27 protein-coding genes and 1 pseudogene are annotated in these 25834 nt (G+C 54.2%); 16 read left to right on the forward strand and 12 right to left on the reverse strand.

The window, feature by feature from the left end:
• A pseudogene (locus tag BUE18_RS17355) lies at positions 1 to 236 on the forward strand (IS1634 family transposase); the annotation flags it as partial.
• A 393-nt stretch (positions 237 to 629) separates the two neighbouring features.
• Here BUE18_RS17355 and BUE18_RS28520 read toward each other — a convergent pair.
• From BUE18_RS28520 to BUE18_RS17395, 8 genes are all read right to left on the reverse strand, one after another.
• Positions 630 to 1823 (reverse strand): RHS repeat-associated core domain-containing protein, encoded by a 1194-nt coding sequence (locus BUE18_RS28520; RefSeq protein ID WP_244549336.1) that lies wholly within the window; start codon positions 1821 to 1823, stop codon positions 630 to 632.
• Positions 1824 to 2171: 348 nt separating this feature from the next.
• On the reverse strand, positions 2172 to 2495 hold the full coding sequence (locus BUE18_RS17365; RefSeq protein ID WP_073477460.1) for a DUF6694 family lipoprotein: 324 nt from the start codon (positions 2493 to 2495) through the stop codon (positions 2172 to 2174).
• Positions 2496 to 2565: 70 nt separating this feature from the next.
• A complete protein-coding gene (locus BUE18_RS17370) occupies positions 2566 to 3081 on the reverse strand; it encodes a peptidylprolyl isomerase (protein WP_073477461.1) in 516 nt (171 codons plus the stop codon).
• Positions 3082 to 3172: 91 nt separating this feature from the next.
• A complete protein-coding gene (gene nifJ, locus BUE18_RS17375) occupies positions 3173 to 6694 on the reverse strand; it encodes a pyruvate:ferredoxin (flavodoxin) oxidoreductase (RefSeq protein ID WP_073477462.1) in 3522 nt (1173 codons plus the stop codon).
• 204 nt (positions 6695 to 6898) lie between these two features.
• Positions 6899 to 7726 (reverse strand): nitrilase family protein, encoded by an 828-nt coding sequence (locus tag BUE18_RS17380; protein WP_073477529.1) that lies wholly within the window; start codon positions 7724 to 7726, stop codon positions 6899 to 6901.
• Between the two features lie 58 nt (positions 7727 to 7784).
• The gene (ahbA, locus tag BUE18_RS17385) at positions 7785 to 8231 is read right to left on the reverse strand and encodes a siroheme decarboxylase subunit alpha (RefSeq protein ID WP_073477530.1); all 447 of its coding nucleotides are present in this window, start codon (positions 8229 to 8231) and stop codon (positions 7785 to 7787) included.
• A gap of 54 nt (positions 8232 to 8285) precedes the next feature.
• Positions 8286 to 8678, reverse strand: a complete 393-nt coding sequence (locus BUE18_RS17390; protein ID WP_073477463.1) for a secondary thiamine-phosphate synthase enzyme YjbQ — start codon at positions 8676 to 8678, stop codon at positions 8286 to 8288.
• A 116-nt stretch (positions 8679 to 8794) separates the two neighbouring features.
• A complete protein-coding gene (locus tag BUE18_RS17395; protein ID WP_015948871.1) occupies positions 8795 to 9112 on the reverse strand; it encodes a TusE/DsrC/DsvC family sulfur relay protein in 318 nt (105 codons plus the stop codon).
• 210 nt (positions 9113 to 9322) lie between these two features.
• Between BUE18_RS17395 and mobA the strand changes: the two genes are divergently transcribed.
• Together mobA and moaC are read left to right on the forward strand one after the other, a co-directional pair.
• Positions 9323 to 9964, forward strand: a complete 642-nt coding sequence (mobA, locus tag BUE18_RS17405) for a molybdenum cofactor guanylyltransferase (protein ID WP_170868397.1) — start codon at positions 9323 to 9325, stop codon at positions 9962 to 9964.
• On the forward strand, positions 9957 to 10436 hold the full coding sequence (moaC, locus tag BUE18_RS17410; RefSeq protein WP_073477465.1) for a cyclic pyranopterin monophosphate synthase MoaC: 480 nt from the start codon (positions 9957 to 9959) through the stop codon (positions 10434 to 10436). The genes mobA and moaC overlap by 8 nt, the downstream gene beginning before the upstream one ends.
• A gap of 44 nt (positions 10437 to 10480) precedes the next feature.
• On the opposite strand, the gene BUE18_RS17415 is transcribed toward moaC, so the two are convergent.
• Positions 10481 to 11494, reverse strand: coding sequence for a hypothetical protein (locus BUE18_RS17415; RefSeq protein WP_073477466.1), 1014 nt, complete (start codon positions 11492 to 11494; stop codon positions 10481 to 10483).
• 245 nt (positions 11495 to 11739) lie between these two features.
• On the opposite strand from BUE18_RS17415, the gene rpmH reads away from it, so the two are divergent.
• The 7 genes from rpmH (at position 11740) to BUE18_RS17450 (ending at position 17414) form a co-directional block, all read left to right on the forward strand.
• Positions 11740 to 11874: a 50S ribosomal protein L34 gene (rpmH, locus tag BUE18_RS17420; protein ID WP_015948867.1), complete on the forward strand. Its 135-nt coding sequence runs from the start codon at positions 11740 to 11742 to the stop codon at positions 11872 to 11874.
• Between the two features lie 5 nt (positions 11875 to 11879).
• The gene (gene rnpA, locus BUE18_RS17425) at positions 11880 to 12236 is read left to right on the forward strand and encodes a ribonuclease P protein component (RefSeq protein ID WP_073477467.1); all 357 of its coding nucleotides are present in this window, start codon (positions 11880 to 11882) and stop codon (positions 12234 to 12236) included.
• The gene (gene yidD / locus BUE18_RS17430; protein ID WP_425290496.1) at positions 12142 to 12441 is read left to right on the forward strand and encodes a membrane protein insertion efficiency factor YidD; all 300 of its coding nucleotides are present in this window, start codon (positions 12142 to 12144) and stop codon (positions 12439 to 12441) included. The genes rnpA and yidD overlap by 95 nt, the downstream gene beginning before the upstream one ends.
• 41 nt (positions 12442 to 12482) lie before the next feature.
• The gene (gene yidC / locus BUE18_RS17435) at positions 12483 to 14147 is read left to right on the forward strand and encodes a membrane protein insertase YidC (protein WP_073477468.1); all 1665 of its coding nucleotides are present in this window, start codon (positions 12483 to 12485) and stop codon (positions 14145 to 14147) included.
• A gap of 13 nt (positions 14148 to 14160) precedes the next feature.
• Positions 14161 to 15141, forward strand: a complete 981-nt coding sequence (gene jag / locus BUE18_RS17440; protein WP_073477469.1) for an RNA-binding cell elongation regulator Jag/EloR — start codon at positions 14161 to 14163, stop codon at positions 15139 to 15141.
• A gap of 36 nt (positions 15142 to 15177) precedes the next feature.
• Positions 15178 to 16572, forward strand: a complete 1395-nt coding sequence (gene mnmE / locus BUE18_RS17445) for a tRNA uridine-5-carboxymethylaminomethyl(34) synthesis GTPase MnmE (RefSeq protein ID WP_083611108.1) — start codon at positions 15178 to 15180, stop codon at positions 16570 to 16572.
• 167 nt (positions 16573 to 16739) lie between these two features.
• Positions 16740 to 17414 (forward strand): zinc ribbon domain-containing protein, encoded by a 675-nt coding sequence (locus BUE18_RS17450; RefSeq protein ID WP_073477470.1) that lies wholly within the window; start codon positions 16740 to 16742, stop codon positions 17412 to 17414.
• 75 nt (positions 17415 to 17489) lie between these two features.
• On the opposite strand, the gene BUE18_RS17455 is transcribed toward BUE18_RS17450, so the two are convergent.
• From BUE18_RS17455 to nadD, 3 genes are read right to left on the reverse strand one after another with little or no spacing between them, the layout of a single operon-like run.
• Entirely contained in the window at positions 17490 to 18029 is a 540-nt protein-coding gene (locus BUE18_RS17455) for a type I restriction enzyme HsdR N-terminal domain-containing protein (protein ID WP_073477471.1), read from the reverse strand.
• Complete coding sequence (gene rsfS, locus BUE18_RS17460; protein ID WP_073477472.1) at positions 18022 to 18405, reverse strand: ribosome silencing factor; 384 nt, start codon at positions 18403 to 18405, stop codon at positions 18022 to 18024. Before rsfS ends, BUE18_RS17455 begins: the two co-directional genes overlap by 8 nt.
• On the reverse strand, positions 18402 to 19052 hold the full coding sequence (nadD, locus tag BUE18_RS17465; protein ID WP_073477473.1) for a nicotinate-nucleotide adenylyltransferase: 651 nt from the start codon (positions 19050 to 19052) through the stop codon (positions 18402 to 18404). The genes rsfS and nadD overlap by 4 nt, the downstream gene beginning before the upstream one ends.
• 322 nt (positions 19053 to 19374) lie before the next feature.
• On the opposite strand from nadD, the gene BUE18_RS17470 reads away from it, so the two are divergent.
• The 6 genes from BUE18_RS17470 (at position 19375) to BUE18_RS17495 (ending at position 25795) form a co-directional block, all read left to right on the forward strand.
• The gene (locus tag BUE18_RS17470) at positions 19375 to 19968 is read left to right on the forward strand and encodes a GNAT family N-acetyltransferase (RefSeq protein WP_073477474.1); all 594 of its coding nucleotides are present in this window, start codon (positions 19375 to 19377) and stop codon (positions 19966 to 19968) included.
• A 165-nt stretch (positions 19969 to 20133) separates the two neighbouring features.
• Positions 20134 to 21246 carry a hypothetical protein gene (locus tag BUE18_RS17475; protein WP_073477475.1) on the forward strand — a complete coding sequence of 371 codons (1113 nt, stop codon included), beginning with the start codon at positions 20134 to 20136 and terminating at the stop codon, positions 21244 to 21246.
• Positions 21247 to 21249: 3 nt separating this feature from the next.
• Positions 21250 to 21951, forward strand: coding sequence for an AAA family ATPase (locus BUE18_RS17480; RefSeq protein ID WP_073477476.1), 702 nt, complete (start codon positions 21250 to 21252; stop codon positions 21949 to 21951).
• Positions 21952 to 22030: 79 nt separating this feature from the next.
• Complete coding sequence (locus BUE18_RS17485; protein WP_073477477.1) at positions 22031 to 23722, forward strand: B12-binding domain-containing radical SAM protein; 1692 nt, start codon at positions 22031 to 22033, stop codon at positions 23720 to 23722.
• A gap of 165 nt (positions 23723 to 23887) precedes the next feature.
• Positions 23888 to 25111: an inorganic phosphate transporter gene (locus BUE18_RS17490; RefSeq protein WP_073477478.1), complete on the forward strand. Its 1224-nt coding sequence runs from the start codon at positions 23888 to 23890 to the stop codon at positions 25109 to 25111.
• Between the two features lie 15 nt (positions 25112 to 25126).
• Entirely contained in the window at positions 25127 to 25795 is a 669-nt protein-coding gene (locus tag BUE18_RS17495) for a TIGR00153 family protein (protein WP_073477479.1), read from the forward strand.
• The last annotated feature ends 39 nt before the right edge of the window (positions 25796 to 25834 follow it).

Genomic DNA, 25834 nt, shown 5'->3' on the forward strand with positions numbered 1-25834 from the left:
ATCTCCTGACCTGCCTTTTGGCGCTCACCTGCCTGCGGCTTTTGGAAATCAAGGTGAAAGGGAAGTACAGCGGCGGAACCATCATGGAAGAAATGCAGAACCTGAACTGCGTCCTCACCTGGAATAAGGGGGAAAAGTCCCCCAAGGTGCGGATTGAAGATCCCAACCCCATCCAGGAGGAGGTCCTGAAGGCCCTGGGATACGCCATCAAAGACGGTTGGGTTCTACAGATATAGCTGAAATATCGTCCATTATATCAAATCATTAGGATGCATATAGGCCATTAACTCTGAAAGTCCTGTTAAACAGATTACGAACGGGCATCCAATAATTATTAACCCTTGTATATGAGGAGGAATTGCAGTATGGGGGCCAATCGCAATTGTGCCAATCATTATACAAAGAATGATTTGTGTTACCAGTTTCATGTAAGCTCCATAAAAGAAAAGAGGCTTAACGAAGTCAAATACTTTGTTGTCAAGTTCTGATGATCTCTCATGTATCGGGCAGTATTCAAATCCACTCGATCAATAGCCATCTCCCGCAGGGAACATAAACTTTTCACAATTGTGGCAAGTCAATTGCTTCAAACATGGCGTTCTGTTTGATGGTAATTTGAGGTTACCTCTTTATGGGGTCGGTTCCTCGTTTCCATTCCCACTATTGCTACTTGATCCAGTACCATCGTGAGCATCTTCCCCTGAGGACGAGTTAGTACCATTCTGAGAATTGTTGATGCTATTTTGATTACTCTCGTCTAAAGACAAAGGGTCATCTTCGCCTTCATCATTAGAAAACCATCCTCTGATCTTTTTTCCAAGATAGGATTTGGCAATCTTTCCAGCTAAATTTGCAAAATAGCCGGCTTTGGCAGCCTTGTCTCCATCCTGTGCCACCCTTTCTACTGTTGCCTCAAACTTTGGAGCTTGTGGGTTGCTAAATGGTACGGGCTCAATCGTTCCAATTTTTGTTTTTGGCGGTGAAACAGCTTCTTTTACGCCTTGTGCTACAGCCGTTGCCCCAACAGTAGTCACAACTGTAGTAAGTTGCTCATTAACGGAGTCCGGCGAATCCAAAGGCTCTCCCTTATCTGTTTGGTTAGCCGCATTATTTATCATCCCAAGCCCGACTGCCTCAACAACCCCTATCTCTGGTTGAGTTGCCACAATACCGCCAAAAGCGGCTCCTCTCGCTAAACTACCACCATACTCTGCTCCGGTCATTTTACCATTTTGGTAATCATCAAAATTTTCAGTGTGATTGGCATATGCTCCTAATGCCATGGCGAGTCCTGCTAACAACCCCGCCGTTAATCCACCATCATGCCCCGTCGGATCAACATAAATCAGCGGATTATTGCTGCAATAGGCGTAGGGGTTGAGCTGTTGGGGATCGAATTGATCAGGTATCAAAGAATCCGGGCTGATGAACCGGCCGATGGCGGGATCATAGTGCCTGGCGTCGTAATTGTAAAGGCCCGTGGATGCGTCCAGTTCCTGGTCCGTGTATTTGTAGGGCGTGGGTGCGGCTACGGTTCCGGTGTAAAAGCGGTCCTCGCCGAAAGGCCGGTAATCGGCCTGCTCGACCACGGCGCCGGAGTCGTCCGTCACTACCGTGGAGCTTCCCAGGTGATCCTTGGAAAAATACTGGACGCCCTCGCCGTCCGTGATCTTGGCGATGCGCCGGTCCGCGCCGAAGATGTACTTGGTCGCCGCGCCGTCCTTAACTTCATACAGGCTGCCCGCGTAAAAGGTGGTGCTTTCGCCGAGCACTTCCTTGCGCACCCGTGCGCCGTTTCCGTCATAATAGAAATTGGTGGTCACGTCCGGCTGGTAATGGTTGAGTTAAATTGAGCCAAAAATGGTCGTGTAAAATTGAGCCGCCCTGCGGGGGTGACGGGAGGATGTTCTGAAGCAGGTTCCTTTGTTTCCCTGCCGTGCAAAAAGGGCATGTTTCCACTTTTACCCGCAAAACAACAGAGTGGTTTCGGGCTGAGGACTCTCAGGGCGGACAATAAAATGACTCCCCATACACACGATAGAAGAGAGGCCAAGCCCCTGCGCCCAAGAGCCGGCGCCAAGCCTAAAGCAAAACAGGGCCTTTTCCTCGAAAGGAAAAGGCCCTGTTTTAAAATCATATTGGGCGAAGCCGGGGCTTGGTCTTCTGTTCGGCTACTTCTTTTTGCTTTCCTCCCGAATCTCCTTGGCCAATTTCATGACCTGCTCGGCGTTTTTACCGTCCAGGTCTTTTTTCATATTGGCCATCATGTCTTCGGGGGATTTCATGCTGCTCATTACGTTGCCCATGCTTTTAAATCCAATGACCATGAGCGCTTTGTCAAATTCCGAAGCCTTTTCCGGCTCCAGGGAGTTCCTGACTTCCGTGATGGACTTTTTGAAGGCCTCGTCGCTGGAACCGTCGATTTCCGGTCCGCCGCCGCATGCCGTAAACGTAGCGAGCATCAACACAACCAACAGGGTGAACAGTCTTTTCATATGCCGCTCCTAGAAAGAAGGCGGGAGCAAGAGCATCCCGCCTCTGAATCGAATCAATTCTGCGTGCGCTCTATTCCTCGATGGTGATGCTGTTGACTTTCACCGGAGTCTTGGGGCGGTCCGTGGGGCCGGTTTCCACCTTGCCCAGCTCTTCCACCACGTCCATGCCTTCAATGACCTTACCGAAGACGGGGTGCTTGGAGCGTCCGGGGGTGAACCAGTCCAGATAGTCGTTATGGACCAGGTTGATGAAGAACTGGGAGCCGCCGGAGTTTGGCATGCCCGTGTTGGCCATGGACAGGGTACCGGGCTCATTGGAGAACTTGGCGTCTTCCGGGAACTCGTCCTTGATGCAGCCGCTGTCCGGTCCGCCGGTTCCGCAGCGGGGGCTCAGGGGATCCTTGCTGTGGGGGCAGCCGAACTGAATCATGAAGTCGGCGATGATGCGGTGAAAATGCAGGCCGTCGTAAAAGCCCTCTTTGGCCAACTTGATAAAATTGCCGGCGGTGACGGGCATTTTATCCTTGTAAAGTTCCGCCTTAAAGGCGCCCATGCTCGTGTCAAAAACGGCGACAGGATTTGCCATGGTGAATTTCCTTTCATGCTTTGTAAGGATGGCGAAAAAGCAAAGCGGGGAGGCCCGGTCGCAGGACTCCCCGCTTGTTGATTACGGGTGACTATTTTTCTTCAGCGTCGCAGCCCTCAGCCATTTGCTTGAGCACCTGGTACCTTTCGCCGAGTTTTTCCTGGAGGCCGGCGTTCAGCTTTTCAAACTCCTCGGGGAAGGTCTTTTGCAGGGATGCATAGCGCACTTCGCCCTTGAGGAAGTCGGCCAGGGTTCCGTCAGGCTCTTTGGAATCCAGGGAGAAGGGATTCTTGCCTTCGTCCGCCAGCACCGGGTTGAACCTATACAGCGGCCAGTAGCCGGAGGCCACGGCCAGTTTTTCTTCTTCCTGGCTCTTGCCCATGCCCTTTTTAATGCCATGGTTGATGCAGGGCGCGTAGGCCAGAATCAGGGAGGGGCCTTTGTAGGACTCCGCTTCCTTGAGGGCCTGGAGGAACTGCTTTTTATTGGCGCCCATGGACACGGAGGCCACGTAGACATAGCCGTAGGTCATGGCCATGCGGCCCAGGTCTTTTTTGCCGGTCTTCTTGCCGGAAGCCGCGAACTTGGCCACGGATCCCAGAGGCGTGGCCTTGGAGGACTGGCCGCCGGTGTTTGAGTACACTTCGGTGTCCATGACCAGCACGTTGATGTCCTCGCCGGAGGCCAGGACATGGTCCAATCCGCCGTATCCGATGTCGTAAGCCCAGCCGTCGCCGCCGAAAATCCAGATGGAGCGTTTCAGGAACAGGCCCTCCATGGAGAGGATTTCGTCCGCCAGAGGCGTTTCGGGTTCGTCCAGCAGCAGGGACACGATTTTATCGCCGGCGGCTTCGGAGGCTTCGGGATCTTCCCGGCCTTCCAGCCATTCGTCGATGGCGTCTCCCAGTTCGCTGGAGCAGATCTCCTTCATTTCAAGAAGTTTGGACGCCAGGGCGTCGCGCTGAGAGGTGACCGCCTGCAGCATGCCGTAGCTGAATTCCGCCGGATCTTCGAAGAGGGAGTTGGCCCAGGCCGGACCGCAGCCGTCTGCGTTGGTGCAGTAAGGCACGGAAGGCGCGGAGCCGCCCCAGATGGAGGAGCAGCCGGTGGCGTTGCCGATCATCATGCGTTCGCCGTAAAGCTGGGTGAGCACCTTGACGTAAGGAGTTTCGCCGCAGCCTGCGCATGCGCCGGAGAATTCCATGAGGGGCTGCTCGAACTGGCTGCCCTTGACGGAATCGCGGCTCATGGGGTTGGTTTTGTAAGGAATAGTGTCGGCGAATTCCTGGTTGGGAACCTGCACCTCGGTCTGGGTGGCGATGGGCCGCATGACCAGAGCCTTTTCCTTGGCCGGGCAGATGTCGGCGCAGTTTCCGCAGCCCTGGCAGTCCAGGGTGTTGACCTGAATCCTGAAGCTGAGTCCGTCAAAACCCTTGCCCTTGGCCTCCAGGGTCTCGAAGGAGTCGGGGGCCTCGGCTTTTTCCTCTTCAGTCAGGAGGAAAGGCCTGATGGCAGCGTGCGGACACACAAAGGAGCACTGGTTGCACTGGATGCAGTTGTCCATGATCCATTCGGGCACTTCGATGGCCACGCCGCGTTTTTCAAACTTGGTGGTGCCCAAGGGGAAGATTCCGTCCGGGGAGAAGGAGGAAACCGGCAGGGCGTCGCCTTTGCATGTGAGCATGGGGCGCATGACGTCCTTGACGAATGCAGGCTCGTCCGCGGCGGCTTCTTCTTCGTCCTGAGCAGTCGCCCAGGAGTCGGGAACGGCAATTTCCTGAATGTTGGCGATGGTTTTGTCCACGGCGTCGTAGTTCATCTGGACGATTTCGTCGCCTTTTTTGCCGTAGGCTTTTTTGATCTCGTCCTTCAGGTAGGCGATGGCGTCGTCAACGGGAATCACGTTGGCCAGGTTGAAGAAGGCGGTCTGCATAATCATGTTGATGCGTCCGCCCAGGCCCACTTCCTTGGCGATGGCCGTTGCGTCGATATTGTAGAACTTCAAGCCTTTTTTGGCGATGGTCTGCTTGACGTCCGCGGGCAGCTTTTCATCCATCTGATCCTGGGTCCAGGTGGAGTTGAGCAAAAAGGTTCCGCCTTCCGCAATGCCTTCCAGCACGTCGTAGATGTTGACGTAGGTGGAGTTATGGCATGCGATGAAGTTGGACCGGTGCACCTGGTAGGTGGACTGGATGGGCTGCTTGCCGAAGCGAAGGTGGCTGATGGTGATGCCGCCGGACTTTTTGGAGTCGTAGGAGAAGTAGCCCTGGGCGTACATGTCGGTCCGGTCGCCGATGATCTTGATGGCGCTCTTGTTGGCGCCCACGGTTCCGTCGGAGCCAAGACCCCAGAACTTGCATGCGATGGTGTCGATGGGAGCGGTCTCGAACTTCTCGGGAACTTCCAGGGACGTATGGGTGACGTCGTCCACAATGCCCACGGTAAAGTGGTTTTTGGGCTTCAACACGGTCATGTTGTCAAAGGTCGCCTTGACCATGGCCGGGGTGAATTCCTTGGAGCCCAGGCCGTAGCGGCCGCCGACGACCACCGGAGCGTCTCCGGATTCGTAGAAGGAGGTGCACACATCCTGGTACAGAGGGTCGCCGATGGCGCCGGGCTCTTTGGTGCGGTCCAGGACGGTGATGCATTCCACGCTTGCGGGCAAGGCGCTCAGGAACGCGTCGGAAACCCAGGGACGGAACAGGCGGACTTTGACCAAGCCAACCCTTTCGCCCTTGTCAACCATGTAGTTGACCACTTCTTCAATGGTCTCGCAGGAGGAGCCCATGGAAACGATCACCCGTTGCGCTTCGGGATGGCCCACATAATCGAACAGCTTGTAGGAACGGCCTGTGATGCCTTCCACCTTTTTCATATAAGCGGAGACAATGCCCGGAACGTCCTGGTAGAAGATATTGGAAGCCTCGCGGCCCTGGAAGTAGATGTCAGGGTTCTGGGCCGTGCCGCGGAGCTCCGGGGTCAGGGGGCTCATGGCCCTGGCGCGGAATTCCTCGATGGCCGCGAAATTGGTCAGGCTGGCCATGGCGTCGTAGTCAATGACTTCGATCTTTTGAATTTCGTGGCTGGTGCGGAATCCGTCGAAAAAGTGCAGGAAAGGCACGCTGGACTCAATGGCGGCCAGGTGGGCCACCAAAGCCATGTCCATGGCTTCCTGGACCGAGTTGGAGGCCAGCAGGCTGTAGCCGGTCTGACGCACGGCCATAACGTCCTGATGGTCGCCGAAAATGGACAATGCGTGCGCGGCAATGGCGCGAGCGGTTACGTGGAAAACGCCCGGGAGCAATTCACCCGCGATTTTGTACATGTTAGGAATCATGAGCAGGAGGCCCTGGGACGCCGTAAACGTAGAGGTAAGGGCTCCGGCGGAAAGGCTGCCGTGCACTGCAGCGGCCGCGCCTGCTTCCGACTGCATTTCACGAATGCGAAGGGTTTGACCAAATATATTCTTCCTGCCCTGAGCGGCCCATTCGTCCGCGATTTCGCCTATGGGAGAAGAAGGGGTGATGGGGTAAATTGCCGCGACCTCGCTCATGGCGTATGCCACATGGGCGGCCGCGGTGTTTCCATCCATGGTTTTCATTTTTCCGGACATTTTTTGCTCCTTTTAATCGGGGTTTGTCGTCTTGCACAAACTTACTGATTGCGATGCGTTGCGTTACCTGCCTTGTTTTGGGGGAACGTGGGCAGGAAGGCCTAAAGTGACGGTGAACGCCGCGCAAATCAACTTGGAACTTTAATTTGTAAAAACAAACCGTGGGTAAAGTCAACTCATTTCGGGGTAAAAAGTCCTCAATACTTAAATATTGTGCTTCAGGACCTTGGCATTATACACGTCCGGCCGCCTCCGGGAGAGAAAGGACGTCATGCGGTGGCTCCGCACCTGATTGATTAAATCCGCCCTTAAATCAGCAATCAGCAGGCCTTCGCCCCCTTGCAGACGGGCCTCCACCCGTCCCAGAGGGTCCAGAACCAGAGCAACGCCGGGAAAGGAAAGCCCCGCCTGGTTTTCGCCGGACTGGTTCACAGCCGCCACATACAGGCCGTTGTCATAAGCCCTGGCCGTTAGATGCCTGAGCCAGGATTCCTCTTTTTCCTGGGGGGTTCCTCGGGGGGAGGCATGGGGAATAAAAAGGATGTGGGCGCCAGCCAGGGCCATGTTGGTCGACAGCTCGGGAAAATGAGCCTCGTAACAAAGTTGGATCCCGAATGCATAATAGCTGTTCCTGAAGACGGGCAGCTCGCTCCCCGGGGTCAGCCAGGCTTCCTCCACAGTGCTGAGATGGGTCTTTCGATGAAAAAACACCCGGCCGTCGGGAAAACACGCCAGGTGGGTTGCGTATTTATTGCCCCGGGGGCCTGCCTCCAGAAGGCCGGCCAAGACGGTCAACCGCCTGGAGCGGGCGATTTCCGCCAGCGCCTGGTATTCCGGACCGTCCCTTTCCAAGGCTTTGGGGAGCGGCTCGGAGGCGCAGTAGCCGGTCAGCGTCATTTCGGGCAAGACCAACACCTCGGCGCCGCAACTGCGAGCTTCCTTGGCGTAGGCATCCACAACTTGCAGGTTCCGATCCGATTCCCACAAGGGGCAGTGCATGGGGGCCGCTGCAACCCGCACATCTTTTCTCATGGGTTTAAAATCCATGGCAAAGGCTTTGCTCGCACCCTAACCTGAAAAAGCCGGGGGGCTATAACTCGAACTGCGCCCTGATTTTATAGACATTGGTGGCCGGCAGGTTGATAATGTCCTCCACCCCGGTTTTTGCAGAGATTTCGCTCAGGTTGGCCTTGATTTCATCCATGGACGGAGAAATAAAGGTAAACCAGATATTGTAATCGTTTTCCCTTAAGTAATTGTGGGTCACCCCAGGGTATTGGTTGACGGCTTCCGTAAACATTTCCACCTTGTCTTTCGGAACCCGTGCGGCGCAAAGCGTGCTGACAAAACCCAGTTTGTCCGGCACGAAATTGCCGCCTATCCGGCGGATGATCCCGGACTCCTTGAGCCTGGAAACCCGTTCAATCACCTGGGCCTCGTCCAGGCCGAACTCCTGGCCTATGGCGGCGTAAGGGCGCTCGGTCCTGGGAAAATCGGATTGAATACGATTGATAATGGCCTTGTCTGTTGCGTCCATGGCAAACTTGTCCCGATCCACTGTCATTAGTATTTTTCGGCCATTCAGGCTGACTTATAAAGCGACGACTCTGACCTTGCGCGTCCTGGGGCCGTCAAACTCACAAAAGAAAACGCCTTGCCAGGTTCCAAGGACCAATCGGCCTCCGGAAACTTCCACCAACACGGAAGAGCCCATCATGGAGGACTTGATGTGAGCCGGAGAATTTCCTTCGGCGTGGCGATAGTCCAGGTCGCCGGGAACCAGGATGTTCAGGGCCATGATGATATCCCGGGCTACGTCCGGGTCGGCGGACTCGTTGATGGTCACGCCGGCCGTCGTGTGGGGGACGAACACCATCACGGCGCCGTCCTGCACGCCCTCTTCCCGGACAAAATCCTGAACCCGCGAGGTGATGTCCACCATTTCGGTTCTTGATCGCGTGGAAACCGTGAATTGCATGGCCATACTCCATCTGCTGGGAATTGCGGCGAATCAGCAGGGTTCAAAGCCCGCCCCATTAAATAGAAAAAGCCTTGCGCAAAGCAAGGCTTTTTCAAGATGCAACTTAAAAAACTGACAGACTACACGCAGCCCGTGGGTTTGGGCAGGCCAGCCATTTTACAGGCTCCCTTGCCGGGTCCGGACGGGAACAGCTCGTAGATGTGCTTCAGTTTGAAACCGGTGACCTTGGACAGAACGCGAACCATAGGAGCGATGCCGTTCTTTTTGTAGTAGTCTTGCAGAACGTTGATCACTTTCCAGTGTTCTTCGGTCAGTTCGTCAATGCCTTCCACGCCCTTGACGTAGGTGACCCATTCTTCGGACCAGTTCTCAAAGGAATCGATGAATCCGTCTTCATCAACGGTAAAGGATTTTCCTTCAAATTCGATTGTTGCCATGTCCAACTACCTCCTTTTATACAGGATTTATCAATCTGGCTTTCTCGCCATTACATGCCGCAATACATACTCAGGGTGTAATATAGGACACAGTGGTCAATGTCAATAGCAAATATTACAGTTCCTTGCCCATATTCTTCCCTTCCACAAGCCTGTAGCACAGGAGTAAACTTCTTGCAAACCATTCCACTAACAGATAAAAGGCCCTGTATGAACGCCAGGATAACCATACCAAAAGAGTCCATTCCCTCCTCCAATTGCGCGGCCGCCATATTGGCCGGAGGCGCCAATTCCCGCATGGACGGACGGAACAAGGCTTTTTTAAACATCAACGGCAAGTCCATTTTTGAATACCTGGTGGGCCGGCTAACGCCCTTTTTTAAAGAGATTTTCGTCATCAGCAATAATCCCAGGGAGTATTTAAAATACAATCTGCCCGTATACTCGGATCTTTTTACCAAGCGCTGCTCCTTAAACGGGGTCCACTCCGCCCTGACTTACGCCAAAGCGCCCTTTGTTTTTTTGGCGCCCTGCGACATGCCTTTTCTTCGGGACGAGATGATAAGCCTTTTGCTTGGAGAGCGGGATTCGAAATTTGATATTATTATACCCAAGACTCAGGCCGGGTACGAACCTTTGTGCGCCATATACTCCAAGCGGTGCCTAAAGCCGGCGGCCAGAATGCTTGAAAGCGACCGCCTGAGCATCCGGAGCATTTTTTCGCAGGTCCGGGTGAAAGAGATTCCCGAAGATAAACTTCATGCAGCGGACCCGCAGCTTGCATCCTTTATAAACGTTAACACGCCCCAGGACCTGGAAAAGGCCAGGCACAAGGAGGAGCTTGATGGCTGATTTTTCCCATTTGGATGAAAAAGGCAGAGTGCAGATGGTGGACGTCTCGGAGAAAAAAACCACTGACAGGCTGGCTATCGCCGTGGGGAAGGTCTCCATGAAGCCGGACACCCTGGCATCCATCCTGGATCAGGCCATGCCGAAAGGCAACGTTTTGGAGACGGCGCGGATCGCCGGAATTATGGCGGCGAAAAAAACCTGGGAGCTTATTCCCATGTGCCACCCCTTGGAACTGACCCATGTGCGAGTGGATTTTTTCCCCGAGAAAGAAACCTCCAGCATCCGCATTGAGGGCCAGGCCCGGGTGGCGGGCCGCACCGGCGTGGAAATGGAGGCCCTGACAGCCGTCTCCGTGGCCGCCCTCACCATTTATGACATGTGCAAGTCGGCGGACAAGGCCATGGCCATCGAACAAATTCATCTTGTGCGGAAATACGGGGGAAAAAGCGGCGAGTTCGTCAACGAAGGTTAGAAGCTCAACTTTCGGGATTGCACTCAAAAAGCCGTCTGATCCGTTTAAACCAACATGGGCCCTGGCGTGGGAGCGGCGTAAGCCATGAGCTTTTCCCGGTTTAGCTCGCCCAAAGACACGGACAAGGCCTCGCCCCGGCTTTTCGCCAGCCTGAACCAGTTTCTCAACTCAGCCAGAAGATCTTCCTGGCCCACCCCCAAAGAGGGAACCCGGTCCCCGATATTATTGTCCATTCTGCCGGAATTGATGTAGGTCCATTGGTCGTCCCGGGCCGCCACCACGCCTGTATGGCCGCGCGTCCTGGTGGACAGGGAAAGGATGCCCCCGTGCCTGAGGTTGGGGCCGAGGCTCTCGTACACCTCTTTAGCCAGGGCGTCCGGATCGTTTATATTAATATAGGTCCCGTTAAACAGATTGTTCCCGCAGGCGTTGACCAGGCCCTCGCCGGTAAGATAGGCGTTGGACGGCAGGCTGGAAGCCAGAGCCCGGTTCATGAGGGCGTCTTTCAGCCCGCCGCGGCCGCTGTATTGGATTCCCAGGCTGGAAAGGCCTTTTACCACCAGTTCATAGCAGTCCACATCCTCGTAATTTTTTCCTATCTCCTGACTCACCGCCCGGACCAGGCTTTCCGCCAGGGAATCGGCTTCCTTGGAAAAGTCCGGAGAGCGCCGCACATGAACGTTTTTGCGGGTTTGCACGGCCGGCTCGGCAAGATTTTCCTGGCGCCAGGAAATCTCCTTTGTCTCAGGATCTATCCAAACCTGGGCGCCTGGTTGAATTTTAGTAAAATCTTTATTTTGGTTTATGGGGCTATGTATGATATTCCATGTGTCCGCCGCGAACTTGCTGTTTCGGACCAAAAGGTGGGAAACAGTGTAGTTTTCGGCTGTTATAACGCCCAGAGACTCTTTGGCTTGCGGAGTTAAGGGAGCGGACGCGCCGTCTTTCCCGGCTCTGGCCAGGACGGCGGAAAAATTCCCTTTGTTTTTTGAGGTTTTTTTTATCGAGGATTCCGATAAAACGCCCGACTGGGGGCCTGTTCGCGATATTTCGGACATGCTTTTTCTCCTGAATTTCCTGGCAGGGCTTCACCGGCCCTGTCCGAAAGAGAAGCATCTTTCGTGCCAGTTTTTGGGAAGCCGGAGAGAGCCGACAAAAGAATTCAACTGACGCTTGACAAAATGGGCGGTTCATGTTGTACTTGCTGGTCTTTGTATGGGCCGGGGCGGGCCTGAGTGAACGACCTTGTTCCGACCCCACGACTACGACGATAAAAAACTGATTAAATGCAGGAGACATTAATATGAAAAGGACGTTTCAACCCAGCAAAATTAAAAGAGCCCGCACACACGGATTTCTGAAGAGAATGTCCACCAAGGCCGGGCGCCGCATCATCAAACGCAGAAGGGCCAGGGGCCGCAAGCGCCTTAGCGCATAGGGACTATGGGTTCGTTCTCCTACACCAAGGAGCAGCGCCTTCGGAAAAGGCCGCAATTTCTGGCTCTTGGCGAGCGGGGAAAACGGGTTCAAAACGCTTACTTTATCGCGGTTTTCGCCCCTGCCCAGGGAAAAGTCTCCCGATTGGGCGTTACAGTGACCAAAAAGGTCGGAGGCGCCGTCACCAGGAACAGGATCAAACGCTGTGTGCGCGAGTACTTTCGCCTGAACCAGCATAGGCTCAAAGCCCCTGTTGATATCAACGTGATTGCTAAAAAGGCTTGCTGCCAGCAGGAGTCGCCCTTGCTGGCAGCCTCCCTGGACCATCTGTTCAACAGGGTTTCGGAGGGCTCCCGCCATTAAACGATTATTCATCATTGCCATCCGGATATACCAGCGTTTTGCGTCCCCCCTATTGGGTCCTCATTGCCGTTTTTACCCCAGTTGCTCTCAGTACGCCGTGGAGGCCATAGAAAAACACGGACCGGTCAAAGGCGGCTGGCTGGCTGTCCGAAGAATTTTACGGTGCCATCCCCTGAACCCAGGGGGGTTTGACCCGGTGCCCTGACCTGGGCAAATTACTCGTTTGCCCCCAGGAGTTTAGGTAGCATGGAAAATATTCGTCTTATCCTGGCCGTCGTGCTCTCCATGATGGTTTTTATCGCATACCAGTATTTTTTCGGCCCCAAGCCGCCCCAAGGCCAATCGCCCGTGGAAAGCCAGGAAATTGCAGAAGTGCAACAAAGCGCCCAAGCCCCCGCCCAGGAAGCCGCTGCCGCAATAACCCCTGCGCCGGCCGCCGCTCCCATCCCTGAAATCGAGGCGCCCCCCGGCCGCCCAGCCAGGGATATCATAGTGGATACGCCCCTGTATCACGCGGTGTTCACGGAAAAAGGCGCCGGATTAACAAGCCTGACCCTGAAAGATTATTTTGAAACTCAGGGCGAAAACGCCGATCCTAAAAAAGTGCTGGATCTTCCCCCCGGCGCCGCCACCATGCTGAACACCATGCAACGAGGCAGCCTGGGCAATCTGGAAACCGCGATTTTCCAAGCCCAGGAGTTGGATGACATTCAAATAAAGGACCAGGATCATTCTCTGACCTTTACCTACAAAGCGCCGTCCGGAATCGTTGTAAATAAAATCTATACCTTTCACCCCAACTCCTATGCCATGGATTGTCAGCTTACCGTGGCCAACAATACTCTGGGGCCCATCAACGACAACCTGACGTTCATTCTGAACAACACGATGCCCACGGATAAGTCCTCCCGCATTGTTTTTAACGGTCCTGTGGCCTTGGTGGACAATACCCTGGAAGAGTTTAAAGTCTCGGAGAAAAAGCCTGAAAAAAGCATGGAGGGAACCGCCAAGTGGGTTGGTTTGACCTGGCGCTACTTCATGTCCGGCATAATTTTCCCCGACGCCCAGGAAGGCTCCGTAAAAGCCGTTATGGAGTCCCTGGACGATTTGGTTCAAACCCGTTTTACAACCAACCCCATTGTCATACCCCCGGGCCAAACGTACTCATTTTCCAACTCAGCCTTTTTTGGACCCAAAGAAGGGAATATTCTTGAGCAAGCCGGCATGGATCAAGCGCTGCATTTTGGATTTTTCCACGTTATTGCAAAGCCCTGCCTATGGCTCATGAAGCATCTTTACAATTACATCCCCAATTACGGCGTGGTAATTATTCTATTGACCCTGCTCATCAAAGTCGTCCTCTGGCCCCTGGGCAACAAGAGCTACCGGTCCATGGAAAAAATGAAAAAGCTCCAACCGCTCATGCAGGAGCTTCGGGAAAAATACAAGGACGACAAGCAAAAGATGAACCAGGAGGTTTTTGCGCTGTACAAAACCTTCAAGGTCAATCCCATGGGCGGCTGTTGGCCCATGCTCATCCAAATCCCTATTTTCATCGCTTTCTACAAAATGCTGTACGCCGCCATCGAGCTGCGCCACTCCCCATTTATTTGGTGGATCACCGACCTGTCAGCGCCTGACAGGCTGTTCCACCTGCCCTTTAAAGTGCCTTTCATGGCAGAGCCTTACGGAATCCCCGTGCTTACACTTATAATGGGCGCCAGCATGCTGCTGCAGCAAAAAATGTCCCCTCCCCCAGGGGACCCCACTCAAGCAAGGATGATGATGCTGTTGCCTCTTGTATTCCTGTTCATCTTTATCAATTTTCCGTCAGGCCTGGTCCTTTACTGGCTGGTCAATAACGTCATTTCCATTGCCCAGCAGTATTATATAGGCAAGACCAGTTCCTGAACGCGGAGGAACCATGAATTCGAACGTGGAATTTGAAGGAAAAACAGCGGACGACGCTGTGGAACTCGCTTGTAAGGAATTAGGAGTCGTTAAAAAGCAACTTAAATACGATGTATTATCCTATGGATCCACTGGTATTTTCGGCCTGGTGGGCGTAAAAAAAGCCCGCATTCGCGTCTATCCTCCGGCTGCCAGCGCCGAGGCGAAAAAGGGCCGCAAGTCCGGCTCCGCCAAAGGAAAGGGGAAAAAACCCAAAAAGGCCGCAGAACCAACGCCTGTACAGGCTGAAGAAGAAACTGCGGCGCCGGAGACGCTGGAGACTCCGGAGACGCTGGAGCCGGCTGCGGAAAAGGCGCCCGAACCCGTGGATGCAAAGGTCGCCGAGGAGGCTCCGGAACTCCAGGAAGACCAGGCGGATCTTGAAACGGATCTTGAGGAGGTCCAGGCAGTGGAGGCCGACTTCGCAGACGATGCAGACGAAGACGAGCCCAGCCAAGCCGCCGAAGACGATCCCAACCTGGAGCAATGCATGGACCTGGCCATAGAGGCATCCGTGACCATGGCCCGCACCATTGCCGAGGAGTCCACCGGAAAGGCTTCCCAGAACGAGGACGGCGACATTGTCGTCACCCTGGAATGCGAAAAGCCGGCGGTGCTTATTGGGCGCCGCGGCCAGACATTGGACGCCATCCAGTACCTGGTGGAGAAAATCGTCAACCGCGCCCGCAGCAAAAAAATCAGGGTGCGTGTGGACGCCGGCGATTATCTGCTCAAGCGGGAGGAAAGCCTGATCAAGCAGGCCAAGCGTTTAGGCGCCAAGGTGAGAAAATCCGGCAAGCCGGCCAGTTTCAGCCCCATGAGCGCCCATGACCGCAGGATCGTGCACCTTGCCTTAAAAAGCGAAAAAGGCATTCGCACCCAAAGCAAAGGCAACGGGTATTTGCGCAAGCTGGTCATATTCCCCCAGCGGGGGCAAGCCAAAAAACAGTCCTGAACTTAAGCGCCCGGGCCTGGAAAGCAGGCCCGGGTTTTGTTTGACGCCATGAACCTTTCTCAAACCATTGCAGCCATCGCCACCCCTCCCGGGGTAGGCGGCATTGGCGTTATACGCATATCAGGCTCCCTGTCCTCCTCCATCTTAAAAAGCATTTTTCAGCCCGCGCACTCAAGCCTGTTCGATATTTGGCCGCCCCAAGCCTATAAACTGATTCGGGGAAAAATCGTCGATCCCCAGACTTCGGCCGTTAAGGACGATGTGCTAGCCGTGTTTATGCCCGGACCCGGAACCTATACCGGAGAGGACGTGGTTGAAATTCAGGGGCACGGAGGCCCGGTGGTTTTAGGCGCCGTGCTGGAGACGGTGTTGTCCCAGGGCGCTCGCCTGGCGGAGCCCGGGGAGTTCACCCGCCGGGCTTTTTTGAACGGCCGCATGGACCTTTCCCAGGCCGAAGCCGTGGTGGACCTCATTCACGCCCGCACCTCCCAGGCGGCCAAAACCGCAGCGACGCATGTGGGCGGCGGTCTTAAGAATCAGGTGAAAGGCATACTGGAATCCATCATGGAATGCCGGGCCCATGTGGAGGCCGCCCTGGATTTTTCGGAAGATGCGGGGGACGGCGAAACGGAATCGATCCTGGCCAAACTGGACCAAGGGGTCATTCCTCCGTTGAGGGAGCTGGCGGAAGCCGCGGAACTGGGCAAAGCTTATATGGAAGGGCTAAAGGCCGCCATTGTCGGCCGTCCCAATGTAGGCAAGTCCAGCCTTATGAACGCTCTGGCCGGCCAGGAACGATCCATCGTCACCGAGACTCCGGGCGCCACCCGGGACGTGGTTCGCGAGCCCGTGCTTATTCGAGGCCTGCACTTCACCTTGTCCGACACAGCGGGGATGCGCACCTCTTCGGACGCCGTGGAGATGATCGGAATTCAGCGGGCCAAGGACGCCATGGGCGAATCCGATTTGATCATACTAGTCGTGGAGGCCGGGAGCGACCTTTCCCCTGAAGACCAGGAATTGCTGCGTCAAGCCGAGCGCTCCTGCAACCGCGTTTTGATGGTTTACAACAAATTAGACCTGCACCCCGGATTTAACCCCTCCCCACTCGGGGATTACACCCCTGTGGCGGTCAGCGCCAAGACGGGCCAAGGCCTGGAAGGCCTTCGCCAAGCCATGGAAAAGGCTTTAAGGCAGGGGCGGGAGCTGGACGCTGCGCCCGGAATCATTCCCAACCTCCGGCAAAAAGGCGCCTTGGAGGACGCTTTACAAAGCGCCGCTCACGCCCGGGATCGCATTTTGGAGGAGGCCTGGGAGCTTGCCGCCTTTGATATGGAGGAGGCCCAAAAGTCCCTGGAGCAAATCCTGGGGATTGGCGTTTCCCCCGACATATTGGATCGCATTTTTTCCTATTTTTGCATTGGAAAGTAGGCGTTATACAGAGGTATACACCATCTGGGGGTTGAAATTGTTCCACGTGGAACATCTTGGGGCCGGCCCGGGGCATGGCCCCTGTATTGACAAGCCAGCCAGGGCTCTTACTTTGTAGGGAAAGGGCTTAAGCCCCTAAACCCGTAAAGGAAAAGGATATTAGCCTTATGAGTTTTGAGACCAAAGAGCAAATTCTTGATAAAATCATGCACACGCCTGTTCCTGTATGCCCGCACTGCCGGCAGGCCATGAAAATCTGGGAAGTTCCGCCCGTAAACTTCTCGGACGGCCTGGGATGGGGCGAGCCATACCTGTTTGTCTGCTTCAATGACGAGTGTCCGCCTTTTGTCTCCGGCTGGAGCCATTTTGAAGAGGAGCACGGGCATTGCGCATCCACGCGGTGCTTTTGCTATCCCAGTTCCGGGCAGTTTGAGTTCATGCCTGTTTTTTCCAAAGTGGGCGGCACCGGGCAAATTGTGGACGAGGATATTTTAGCCAAAATGGAGCAGGAGAAAGTCGCCATCAAGGAGGGCTTCGCCTCCCTGGCCCAGGCTTACGCGGACAAGGACGCCAAGGTTCCTCTGGAGTTTCTTTTGGACGCCTGCGCACCCGGCAGGGTCCGCATTAAAGCGGCGGATATGCTGGAGGAGTTGGGCGGCGTGGATTGCCTGGAGGCTTTGCTAAATAAGAAATTCGGGAATCGGCTGATTAAGGAGGCTGTGGAAAAAACCATCAAGGCGGTCATGGAACGGACTTTCACCAGGGAGTGCCCTTATTGTGCGGAGATTGTCAAGCAACGCGCCCAAGTGTGCAAGCATTGCGGCAAGGACCTGACGCAATAAACAGCCGCCCAAACCTGAAAATACAAAAGGGCCGGATTTTCATCCGCCCCTTTTTTTTGCGCGTTTTTTACGCTTCTAGGCTTTGCGGGCTACATTCACGTTATCCATATCGTAGGACCTGAATATCAGGCGCTCCCGCATAAGGGCTTTTCCCTCCAGGGGTTCCGGGGTGTAACCGGTAAGGATTTCGATAGCTTGGCTTTTGTCCGGGACGGAATCCGCGCCCCGCCCCATCTGCTTGCCGGATTTAACGTCCCACAGCAGCCATTCGCTCCCGTCAGTGGACGCGGCGATGGGCGGGATGGGATCAATGCATACCCGGGCCGCGGCGATGACTTCCTTTTGCCGGGAGTCCAGAGAGCCTGCCGCGCATTTGATCACCATCACGGGTGTGCCGCCCACGGAGACCAAGAGGTCCAGGGCTGAGGTGTAATCCTGGCCGTTCACCTCGATGGACACGGGAGTATCAACAGCGATATCCTCCTTACTGAAGCCCTTCTTCTCCAAGAGGGTTTCCTCCGCTTTTTGGCGATTGACTTCAGCCCCTATATTGGAAACCAGCTTCCCTGTTACCTTGTCGATGACATAGGCTATTTCCTGGTCTGTCTTAATCATTGAAAACTTCCTCTTCATTTTCCGGCCGGCCCTTGGGATAATAGCGCTTGGCGTCCGCCCACAAGCCTTCCAGATCGTAAAAATCCCGGGCGGAGTCATGGAATATATGGACGATGACATCGCCGTAATCCAGGAGCACCCATTGGCCCTCCGTCTTTCCCTCCACGCCCAGGGCTTTTTGTCTGCGTTTTTTCATGTGGCGCTCCACATGCTCGGCCATGGCCGCCACCTGCCGGTTGGACAGGCCGCTGCAGATGACCATGAAGTCCGCCACGGAGGATATGCCGCGCACGTCCAGCCCCACCAAGCCCCGGGCCTTTCTTTGCCCCAAGGCGTCAAAGAAGGGAGCCAACTCCTGCGGTAGGTCTTTGCTCATAAATATAGTCCTTGTCGTTTAATATATTCTTCCACGGATTCGGGCGCCAGAAAAGCAATGCTTTTTCCCTGGTTCACGGCTTTGCGTATATGGGTGGCGGAAATATCCAGCGCCGTTGTCTGTGCAAAGTAAATCCGCTTGTTTGTGTGCATGGTCCTGAAATATCCCCCGTCAGGCTCGGGGACGGCCAAACCGGCCAGGTTCTTCCGGATATAGTGTTCCACGTGAAACATTTCCGCCCTGCCTCCCTGCCAGGGGCGGGCCAGGACCAGGAAGTGGGCCAGGGAAAAAAGGCGCTCATACTCCCTCCAGGTATGAATCTCCAAAAAGGCGTCCAGGCCCAGGATAAAGAAAATCTCCCTTTCAGGAGACTGCAAAGCCTCCAGAGTGGCCACGGTGTAGGATGGGCCTCCCTGCCGTATTTCCATGTCCGAGGCTTCCAGGCCGGCCCGGCCCTCCACGGCCATGCGAACCATGGCCAATCTGTCCCGGGTCGAGGCGGCGGCGCCGTTTTCCTTATGGGGCGGCGTGTTGCAGGGAATGAGCATGACTTTATCCAGGGAAAACTTCTCCTGCACCTCCACGGCCATGCGCAAATGGCCGATATGGATGGGGTCGAATGTTCCTCCGTATATTCCTAAACGCATTCTCGTTTCCCGTCGCTCCCGGCGCTTGCCGGGATGATGCAGTAAATTCCTAAGCTTCGTCCGGCCCACTGTCCTGTTAGGATATCCCAAATAAGGGAAAATGAAAAGGAAAACCCTGGCACGGAAAAATGGCACAGGAACATGCCGTGCACATGCCCTGTGCATCCTGGGTACAGGCGTGGACGGGTCCGCCAGGGAAGGAGTCCGGTCATCCATGGGCAACCCCTTGAAACAGCGTGTATTTGGAATGAGCCTGAGACTTGGCGCCAAGATTGCCATAACGAACAGCGCGTCGGTTGCGTCAATAACTCAGGAGGCGTTTATGAAATCGCAAAAACAGGACATATGCGTGTGCGTGGGGCTGCCGGAGGAATACCGAAAGCATGTGGCGGAAACCTATGTGCGCACATTCCCCCACAAGTTTGAAACCATTATGGGAGGGGCGGAAAAGGCCCGCCAGGTGCTGGAGAAGGATTTGAACCGGGATTGCGCCATTGTGGCCTCTTGGGACGGTGATTTTGCAGGCGTCGCAGGGATTAACTTTTTGGGAGCCCGGCTGGTGAAAACCCGCAAAAGAACCTTTGTTCGCACCTTTGGCCTGTTAACCGGATTGTTGCGCTTTGGAGCGTTTCGGGCCGTATCCGGAAAGGCTTCGGACAAGGAGCTGCTTTTCGACGGACTGGTGGTGGAGGAAAAAATGCGAGGCAAAGGCGTAGGGTCCAGGCTCCTGCAAGGAGTGGTGGATTATGCGAGAGACCGCGGCTTCTCCGTGATTAAGCTGGACGTCCTGGACACCAATCCTCGAGCAAAAGCCTTGTATGAGCGGAGCGGCTTCAAGGCCGTGAAAACTGTAAGCTATCCCTATTTGTACTCCTTGGGGTTCTCCGGGGTGACCACCATGGCCTTGTCTTTATGATCTATTTCCGTATTGAAAAAGGCATTATGGGAAAAACTATTTATTTGTGAGGTGATTTTTAAAAAAGTGTGAATAATATCATAGATTTCTTCGGTTTCTTATGATACCGCCTATATCTGGTGTATGCGCGCCCTTATTTCCATACCTGAAAACAGGAGACACGCAATGAGGCTGAGAAATCTTTTATCCATATTGGAGAATGCGGATCTAAACGGCCTGCAGCTTAAAGCCAAGCAACTGGATACGGGATATTCCTTTTCGGACGTCCAAACCTTTAAGAAGGCCATGGAATCCCTATCGGCCGTTCCGGTTTTCGAGGCGCCCATCAGCGCTTTGCGGGATTCGGCCATGGGGGCGGAGGAAAAGGATTATCTGGATCAAAGAAACCAGGCGCAGGCGGAGGATATAAAGGAATCCGCAGCCGCCCTGTTCCACGGCGCCAGGGCACTTTTGATGACCCTTCGCCAATTGATGCCGGCGGACGCCGCCAATGTGCTGAATATCCAAATCCCCGAGCCGGTAAACATCAAGAAGCTCATGTATGTTTGCAGCAAATTGGAGAAAACGCTCCAGGGTTCGGTAGTCGGGGATTATACAAAAGGCAAGTCCGCCATCTGCCACATCGACCCGGCCGCCAACTGGATTGAAATCGACGTGGGCACGGAAGCAGCCCTCTGCCTGGCCGGCGATCTTGCCTGGTCCGCCGCGGTGGTTTACGGCAAGTACCAGGAAGCCAAAATTTTTGAAGAGCATGTCAGGGCTCTGAAATTAAGGCCGGAGAGCCTGGAGGATATCAAAAAAGGCCAGAACGAGGCTATTGTGCGTTTGATCCATATGGAAAGCCATAACCTGGTGGAAAGGCATTTGAACGGAAACGGCGGGCAGATGGAAAAACTCAAGATTCCCATCAAGCTGATGGCGGATCTTATCAAGGACGGAGTCCGGATCTATCCCCCGGAAGACGCTCCTGACAATGTTAAAGCCCTGTTCCCGGACTATGACAAGCTGGGCGAAATAGAGTCCCGGGCGCCCGCAAAAAAGAAGGCGCCCGAACCCGAACCCGAGCCGGACCCGCAGCCGGAAGAGCCTGTGGAGCTGGACGTGCAGCCCGAAGCCATTGAAGAACAAGCGGCTGAAGAGGCGCCTGAAGAAAAGGCGGACGAAGCTCCCGAAGCCGACAAATCAAAAACCGAAAAGCCGAAACCGGTTACCGAGCCTAAGGTTCCGGTTTTGCCCAAGCAGGCGAGCTTTAACGATACTGTCGATTTGGAAGTCTGATCCATGCATGTTTGCGAAGCGCGCCTGCGGGCGGACCTTTTCCCGGATGTGGATGTTTATCCTTTTAACCTGGATGTCTTCACGAAGACGGAAAGCCTGGAATTTACGCGGCCTGTGACCTTTTTTACTGGGGAAAACGGCACGGGGAAGTCCACGTTGTTAAAGGCTATCTGTCAAAGGTGCGGCATCCACATCTGGGAGGGCGCCCACAGGGTTCGCCTGGAAAACAATCCTTGGGAAAAAACTTTGTGGAAGGCCGTGCAGGTGACCTGGGAAAAAGGCCGGGTTTCCGGGGCTTTTTTCGGGTCTCAGATTTTCCAGAACTTCGCGTTTTTGGTGGAGGAGTGGGAAACCACCAGTCCGGGCGTCCTGGAGTATTACGGAGGGAAATCTCTGGTAACCCAATCCCACGGCCAATCCTTGATGTCTTTTTTCTCCGCCGTGACCAAAAGGCCGGGATTGTATTTTTTGGACGAACCGGAGACCGCTTTATCTCCAAAGACTCAATTGGTTCTTTTGGACCTGCTGGCTCAGGCCAACAAAAAGGGGGAGTCTCAGTTTATTATCGCGTCCCATTCCCCCATATTGATGAGCTGCCCCGATTCCGTGATCTATAGTTTCGACCAGGCGCCCATCAACCCTATCGCATACAAGGACACGGACCATTTCAAGGTTTACGCCCAATTTATGGAAGGCATGAAATAAGGTTTTTCCCGTAGATCTCCCCTGCCCTGTTTGCACTCCCTTCTTGACAGTCCGGCCTGCTTGTGTTTCTTGAGAGTCCATGAAAGTTTTACTCATATATCCTCCTTTCCTGAACAAAAGGGTTTCCTCCGATGATGTGGCCTCCGTTCCCATAGGCTTGTATCATGTAGCGGCCGTACTGCGGGACGCGGGGCGCGACGCCCAGGTGGCCAACTGGCATTCGCCCAACCTGGACATGATCAAGGCCGTGGAGACCGTGGAGTCCTTCGGGCCGGCGGTGGTGGGGTTTTCCATTGTCAACGGCAACCGGTTCGGCGCCCTGGACATGGCCGCCATGCTCAAGGAAAGAAATCCCAACCTGACTATTGTATTGGGAGGAATTGGCGCAACCTTTTTATGGGAGCATTTTCTCACGCACTTTCCCCAGGTGGATTACGCGGTTGTGGGCGAAGGCGAGGAGGCCATGGCCTCGCTGGTGAAATGCCTGGAAATCGGAGATACCCGGGGAATTGCCGAAATACCGGGAGTCGCTTCCAGGGTGGACGGCGCGCCGGTCCTGACGGAGCAAAAGGGATATATAAAGGATATTGACGCCCTGCCCCGGCCTTCCAGGTTTTACAAGTTTCAGCACCTGTCCCTTTCCCGCGGATGCCCGCACAACTGCACCTTTTGCGGATCCCCCAAGTTCTGGGGCCGAACCATGCGTTTTCATTCGGCGGATTATTTTGTGCGCCAGCTTCATACCCTGGCCAAATCCGGCGAAAAGTTCTTTTACGTCTCCGATGACACCTTTACCTTAAAAAAAGACTTGGTCATCACGGTATGTAAAGAAATTATCGCGGCGGGCCTGGATATATCGTGGAATGCAATCAGCCGGGTGGACCGGGTGGACGAAGACATCCTTTACTGGATGCGGAAGGCCGGATGCATCCAGATAAGCTACGGGGTGGAAAGCGGCTGCGAGACCACTCGCGACATGTTGAACAAAAATATGTCCACCCAGGATATTTTGCGGGCTTTTGAACTGACCGCCCATTTTGGGATTTTGTCCAGGGCGTATTTTATTTATGGGTGTCAGGGTGAAGGCCCTGAGGTGCTGCAAGCCAACCTGGACCTCATGGACGCCATCCAGCCTTTAGGCGCCGTGTTTTATATCCTGGACATGTTCCCAGGAACCAAGCTGTATGAAGAATATTTGCAAAAAAACAACCTCAGGGACGACATCTGGCTGGAGCGGGTGGAAGACATCATGTATTGGGAGACGGACCCCGCCCTCACCCAGGAATTGATTGAAGAAACCGGCGACGCCCTGCGCAACCATTTTTATCGAAATCTTCCTGATTATGTATATAGCCTGCAATTGGAAAACCATCCGGATTTGACTTTGGAGCACGGCGACTTTTTCTCCCGCCTGGGCATGACTTTCACTGCGGGTGATTACGCAAACGATTCTCGTATTCCCAACGCGTCCGGGGTTGCGGAGTTTTTATTTGAAAAGGCCCTGACTTTTGCGCAGGATCCACGGGCTTATCTTGGCTTAGGATTGCTCCGCCAGAAATCAGGCCAGTTTGAAAAAGCCTTGGGAATTTTGGAAAAAGCTTTGGAGTTGTTCCCCAACAACGAACAAATCCGCCTATGCCTGGGGACCAACCTCATGAACCTGGGCGCCTTTGGCCAGGCTTTGAAGCATTTTGAGTCAATGCCCCACCTTCCCGGGGCCGCCAAATACGCCGAACAATGCCGGGCGTGTATAGCCGGCTCTTATAGATAGCCGTCCCCATTTTTATCAACTCTTCCATTGATTTTACAAGGAATAACCTGGATTTTTGGGTTTGCCCTTGACTTCCTAATGAATTCATAACAAAACCCTAACAAAAATTGTCTTGCTTGCCTTGGCTTGCAACCAATAACCACTCAAATTAGGAAGCAGATAATCATGCCCGAAACAGTAGTACTCATCGCAGGGTTTTTGCTCGGCTTTTATATGTCCTGGAACATTGGCGCCAACGATGTAGCCAACTCCATGGCTTCGGCCGTGGGCGCCAAGGCTATTACTGTAAGACAAGCTGTTGTAATTGCTGGAATTTTAAACATTGTGGGCGCCGTTTTCATAGGCTCCCATGTAACCCAGACCATCCGGAAAGGCATTGTTTCCACGGAGGTGCTTGCAGACCCTCACCTGGCTTTGGTGGGGGCGATGTCCGCCTTGCTGGCGGCGTCTTTGTGGATCAGCTTTGCAACATGGCGTTCCTTGCCGGTTTCCACCACGCACTCCATAGTGGGATCCATGATCGGCTTTGGGATCATGGCTTCGGGCTTTTCGGTAATCAATTGGGGCAAGCTTGGCCAGGTTGTGGCCAGTTGGGTTATTTCGCCCGTATTCGCCATGGTGCTTTCCTTTTTGATGTTCAAATTTATCGTGGGGTTGATTCTATCACGGGAGAATCCTTTTGAGAGAGCCCTGCGATGGTCCCCTTTGTTTGTGGGGATCGCCTGCTTTGTAATTTTTTTATGCTTCCTGTTTAAAACGCCTTTGGGAAAGACCTTTTCCATCAGCATGCCCATGGCATTGACCTTGGCTTTCGGCCTCGCTTTGATATTCGGGTTTATCGGCAAGTTTCTTCTTGCGAAGTTCATTTCTTCCGACAATCCGGATGGAACGGAGGAGGTTTTCAGGAAGATTCAAATCGGCACGTCCTGTTATGTGGCTTTGGCTCAGGGCGCAAACGATGTGGCCAACGCAATCGGTCCTTTGGCGCTGGTGTATTTTCTGGTCAAGGACGGCAACGTGGGGGCCAGTCTGCCCGTGCCCTGGTTTTTACTGCTTTTCGGCGGCATAGGCATCGCTTTGGGAGTCGCCATGGCCGGCGAACGGGTCATGAAAACAATCGGCGAAAAAATTACCACCCTCACCAACACGCGGGGTTTTGCGGTGGATTTTTCAGCCGCCACCACGGTGATGGTAGCCTCCAAAATGGGCTTGCCGGTATCCACCACGCATGCCGCTGTGGGCGGCGTCCTTGGCGTGGGTTTCGCCGGCGGCGTGGACGCGGTGAACGTAGGCATCATCGGGAAGATTGTCTTGTATTGGGTGCTTACGGTTCCGGCGGCGGCTTTGACCAGTATGTTTTTGTTCCTGATTTTAGAACCCATACTATAAGAGAAGGAGTTCTCCATGCGTATACCGTTTTCGAGTCTATTCGTTACATCACCGTTTGAGGGGCTTCAGGAACATGCGGAAAAGGTGAAGGAATGCGCCTGGGCATATCAGCAAGGCATAGAATGCTACGTTACGGACAAGTGCGAATCCTTTGAAAAATTTCGCCACGAAGTCATTCGGTTGGAGCATGAAGCCGACGCCATAAAAAGGCGGGTCAGGGGCCATTTGCCGAAAAACACCATGCTTCCCGTGAGCAAGTTTCTCATATTCAGGTACATCCGGGAACAGGACTGCGTGCTGGATTCCGTAAAGGACTCCCTGAACTGGTTGTCCTACCGTCCCCAGAATGCCATTCCCAAGGAATTGGAGAAGGATTTCTTCCTGCTTGTGGACTCGGTGGTGACTCCCATTGAGGAACTTTCGGCCATGGTAAAAGAAGCCAGGGAATACTTCAATACGTTCTCAGAAAAGCAGCGTATTAAAGCCAAGGAAATCATCGCCACCATGCGCAGCCTGGAGCATGAGGCCGACATTTGCGAGGACCGGTTGAACCGGAAGATATTTTGCTGCGAAGCGGACCCTGTTACGGTTATGCATCTTCTTAAACTGACCGAGATTACAGGCTCTATTGCAGACCATGCGGAAAACGCCGGAGACATGATGCGGGCCATGCTGGCGAAATAACCTGCCGGAACAATTTTGACCGAAAATAAAAACCGGACG

Origin of the sequence: Desulfatibacillum alkenivorans DSM 16219, assembly GCF_900142135.1 — a bacterium.
GTDB classification, from domain to species: Bacteria; Desulfobacterota; Desulfobacteria; order Desulfobacterales; family Desulfatibacillaceae; genus Desulfatibacillum; species Desulfatibacillum alkenivorans.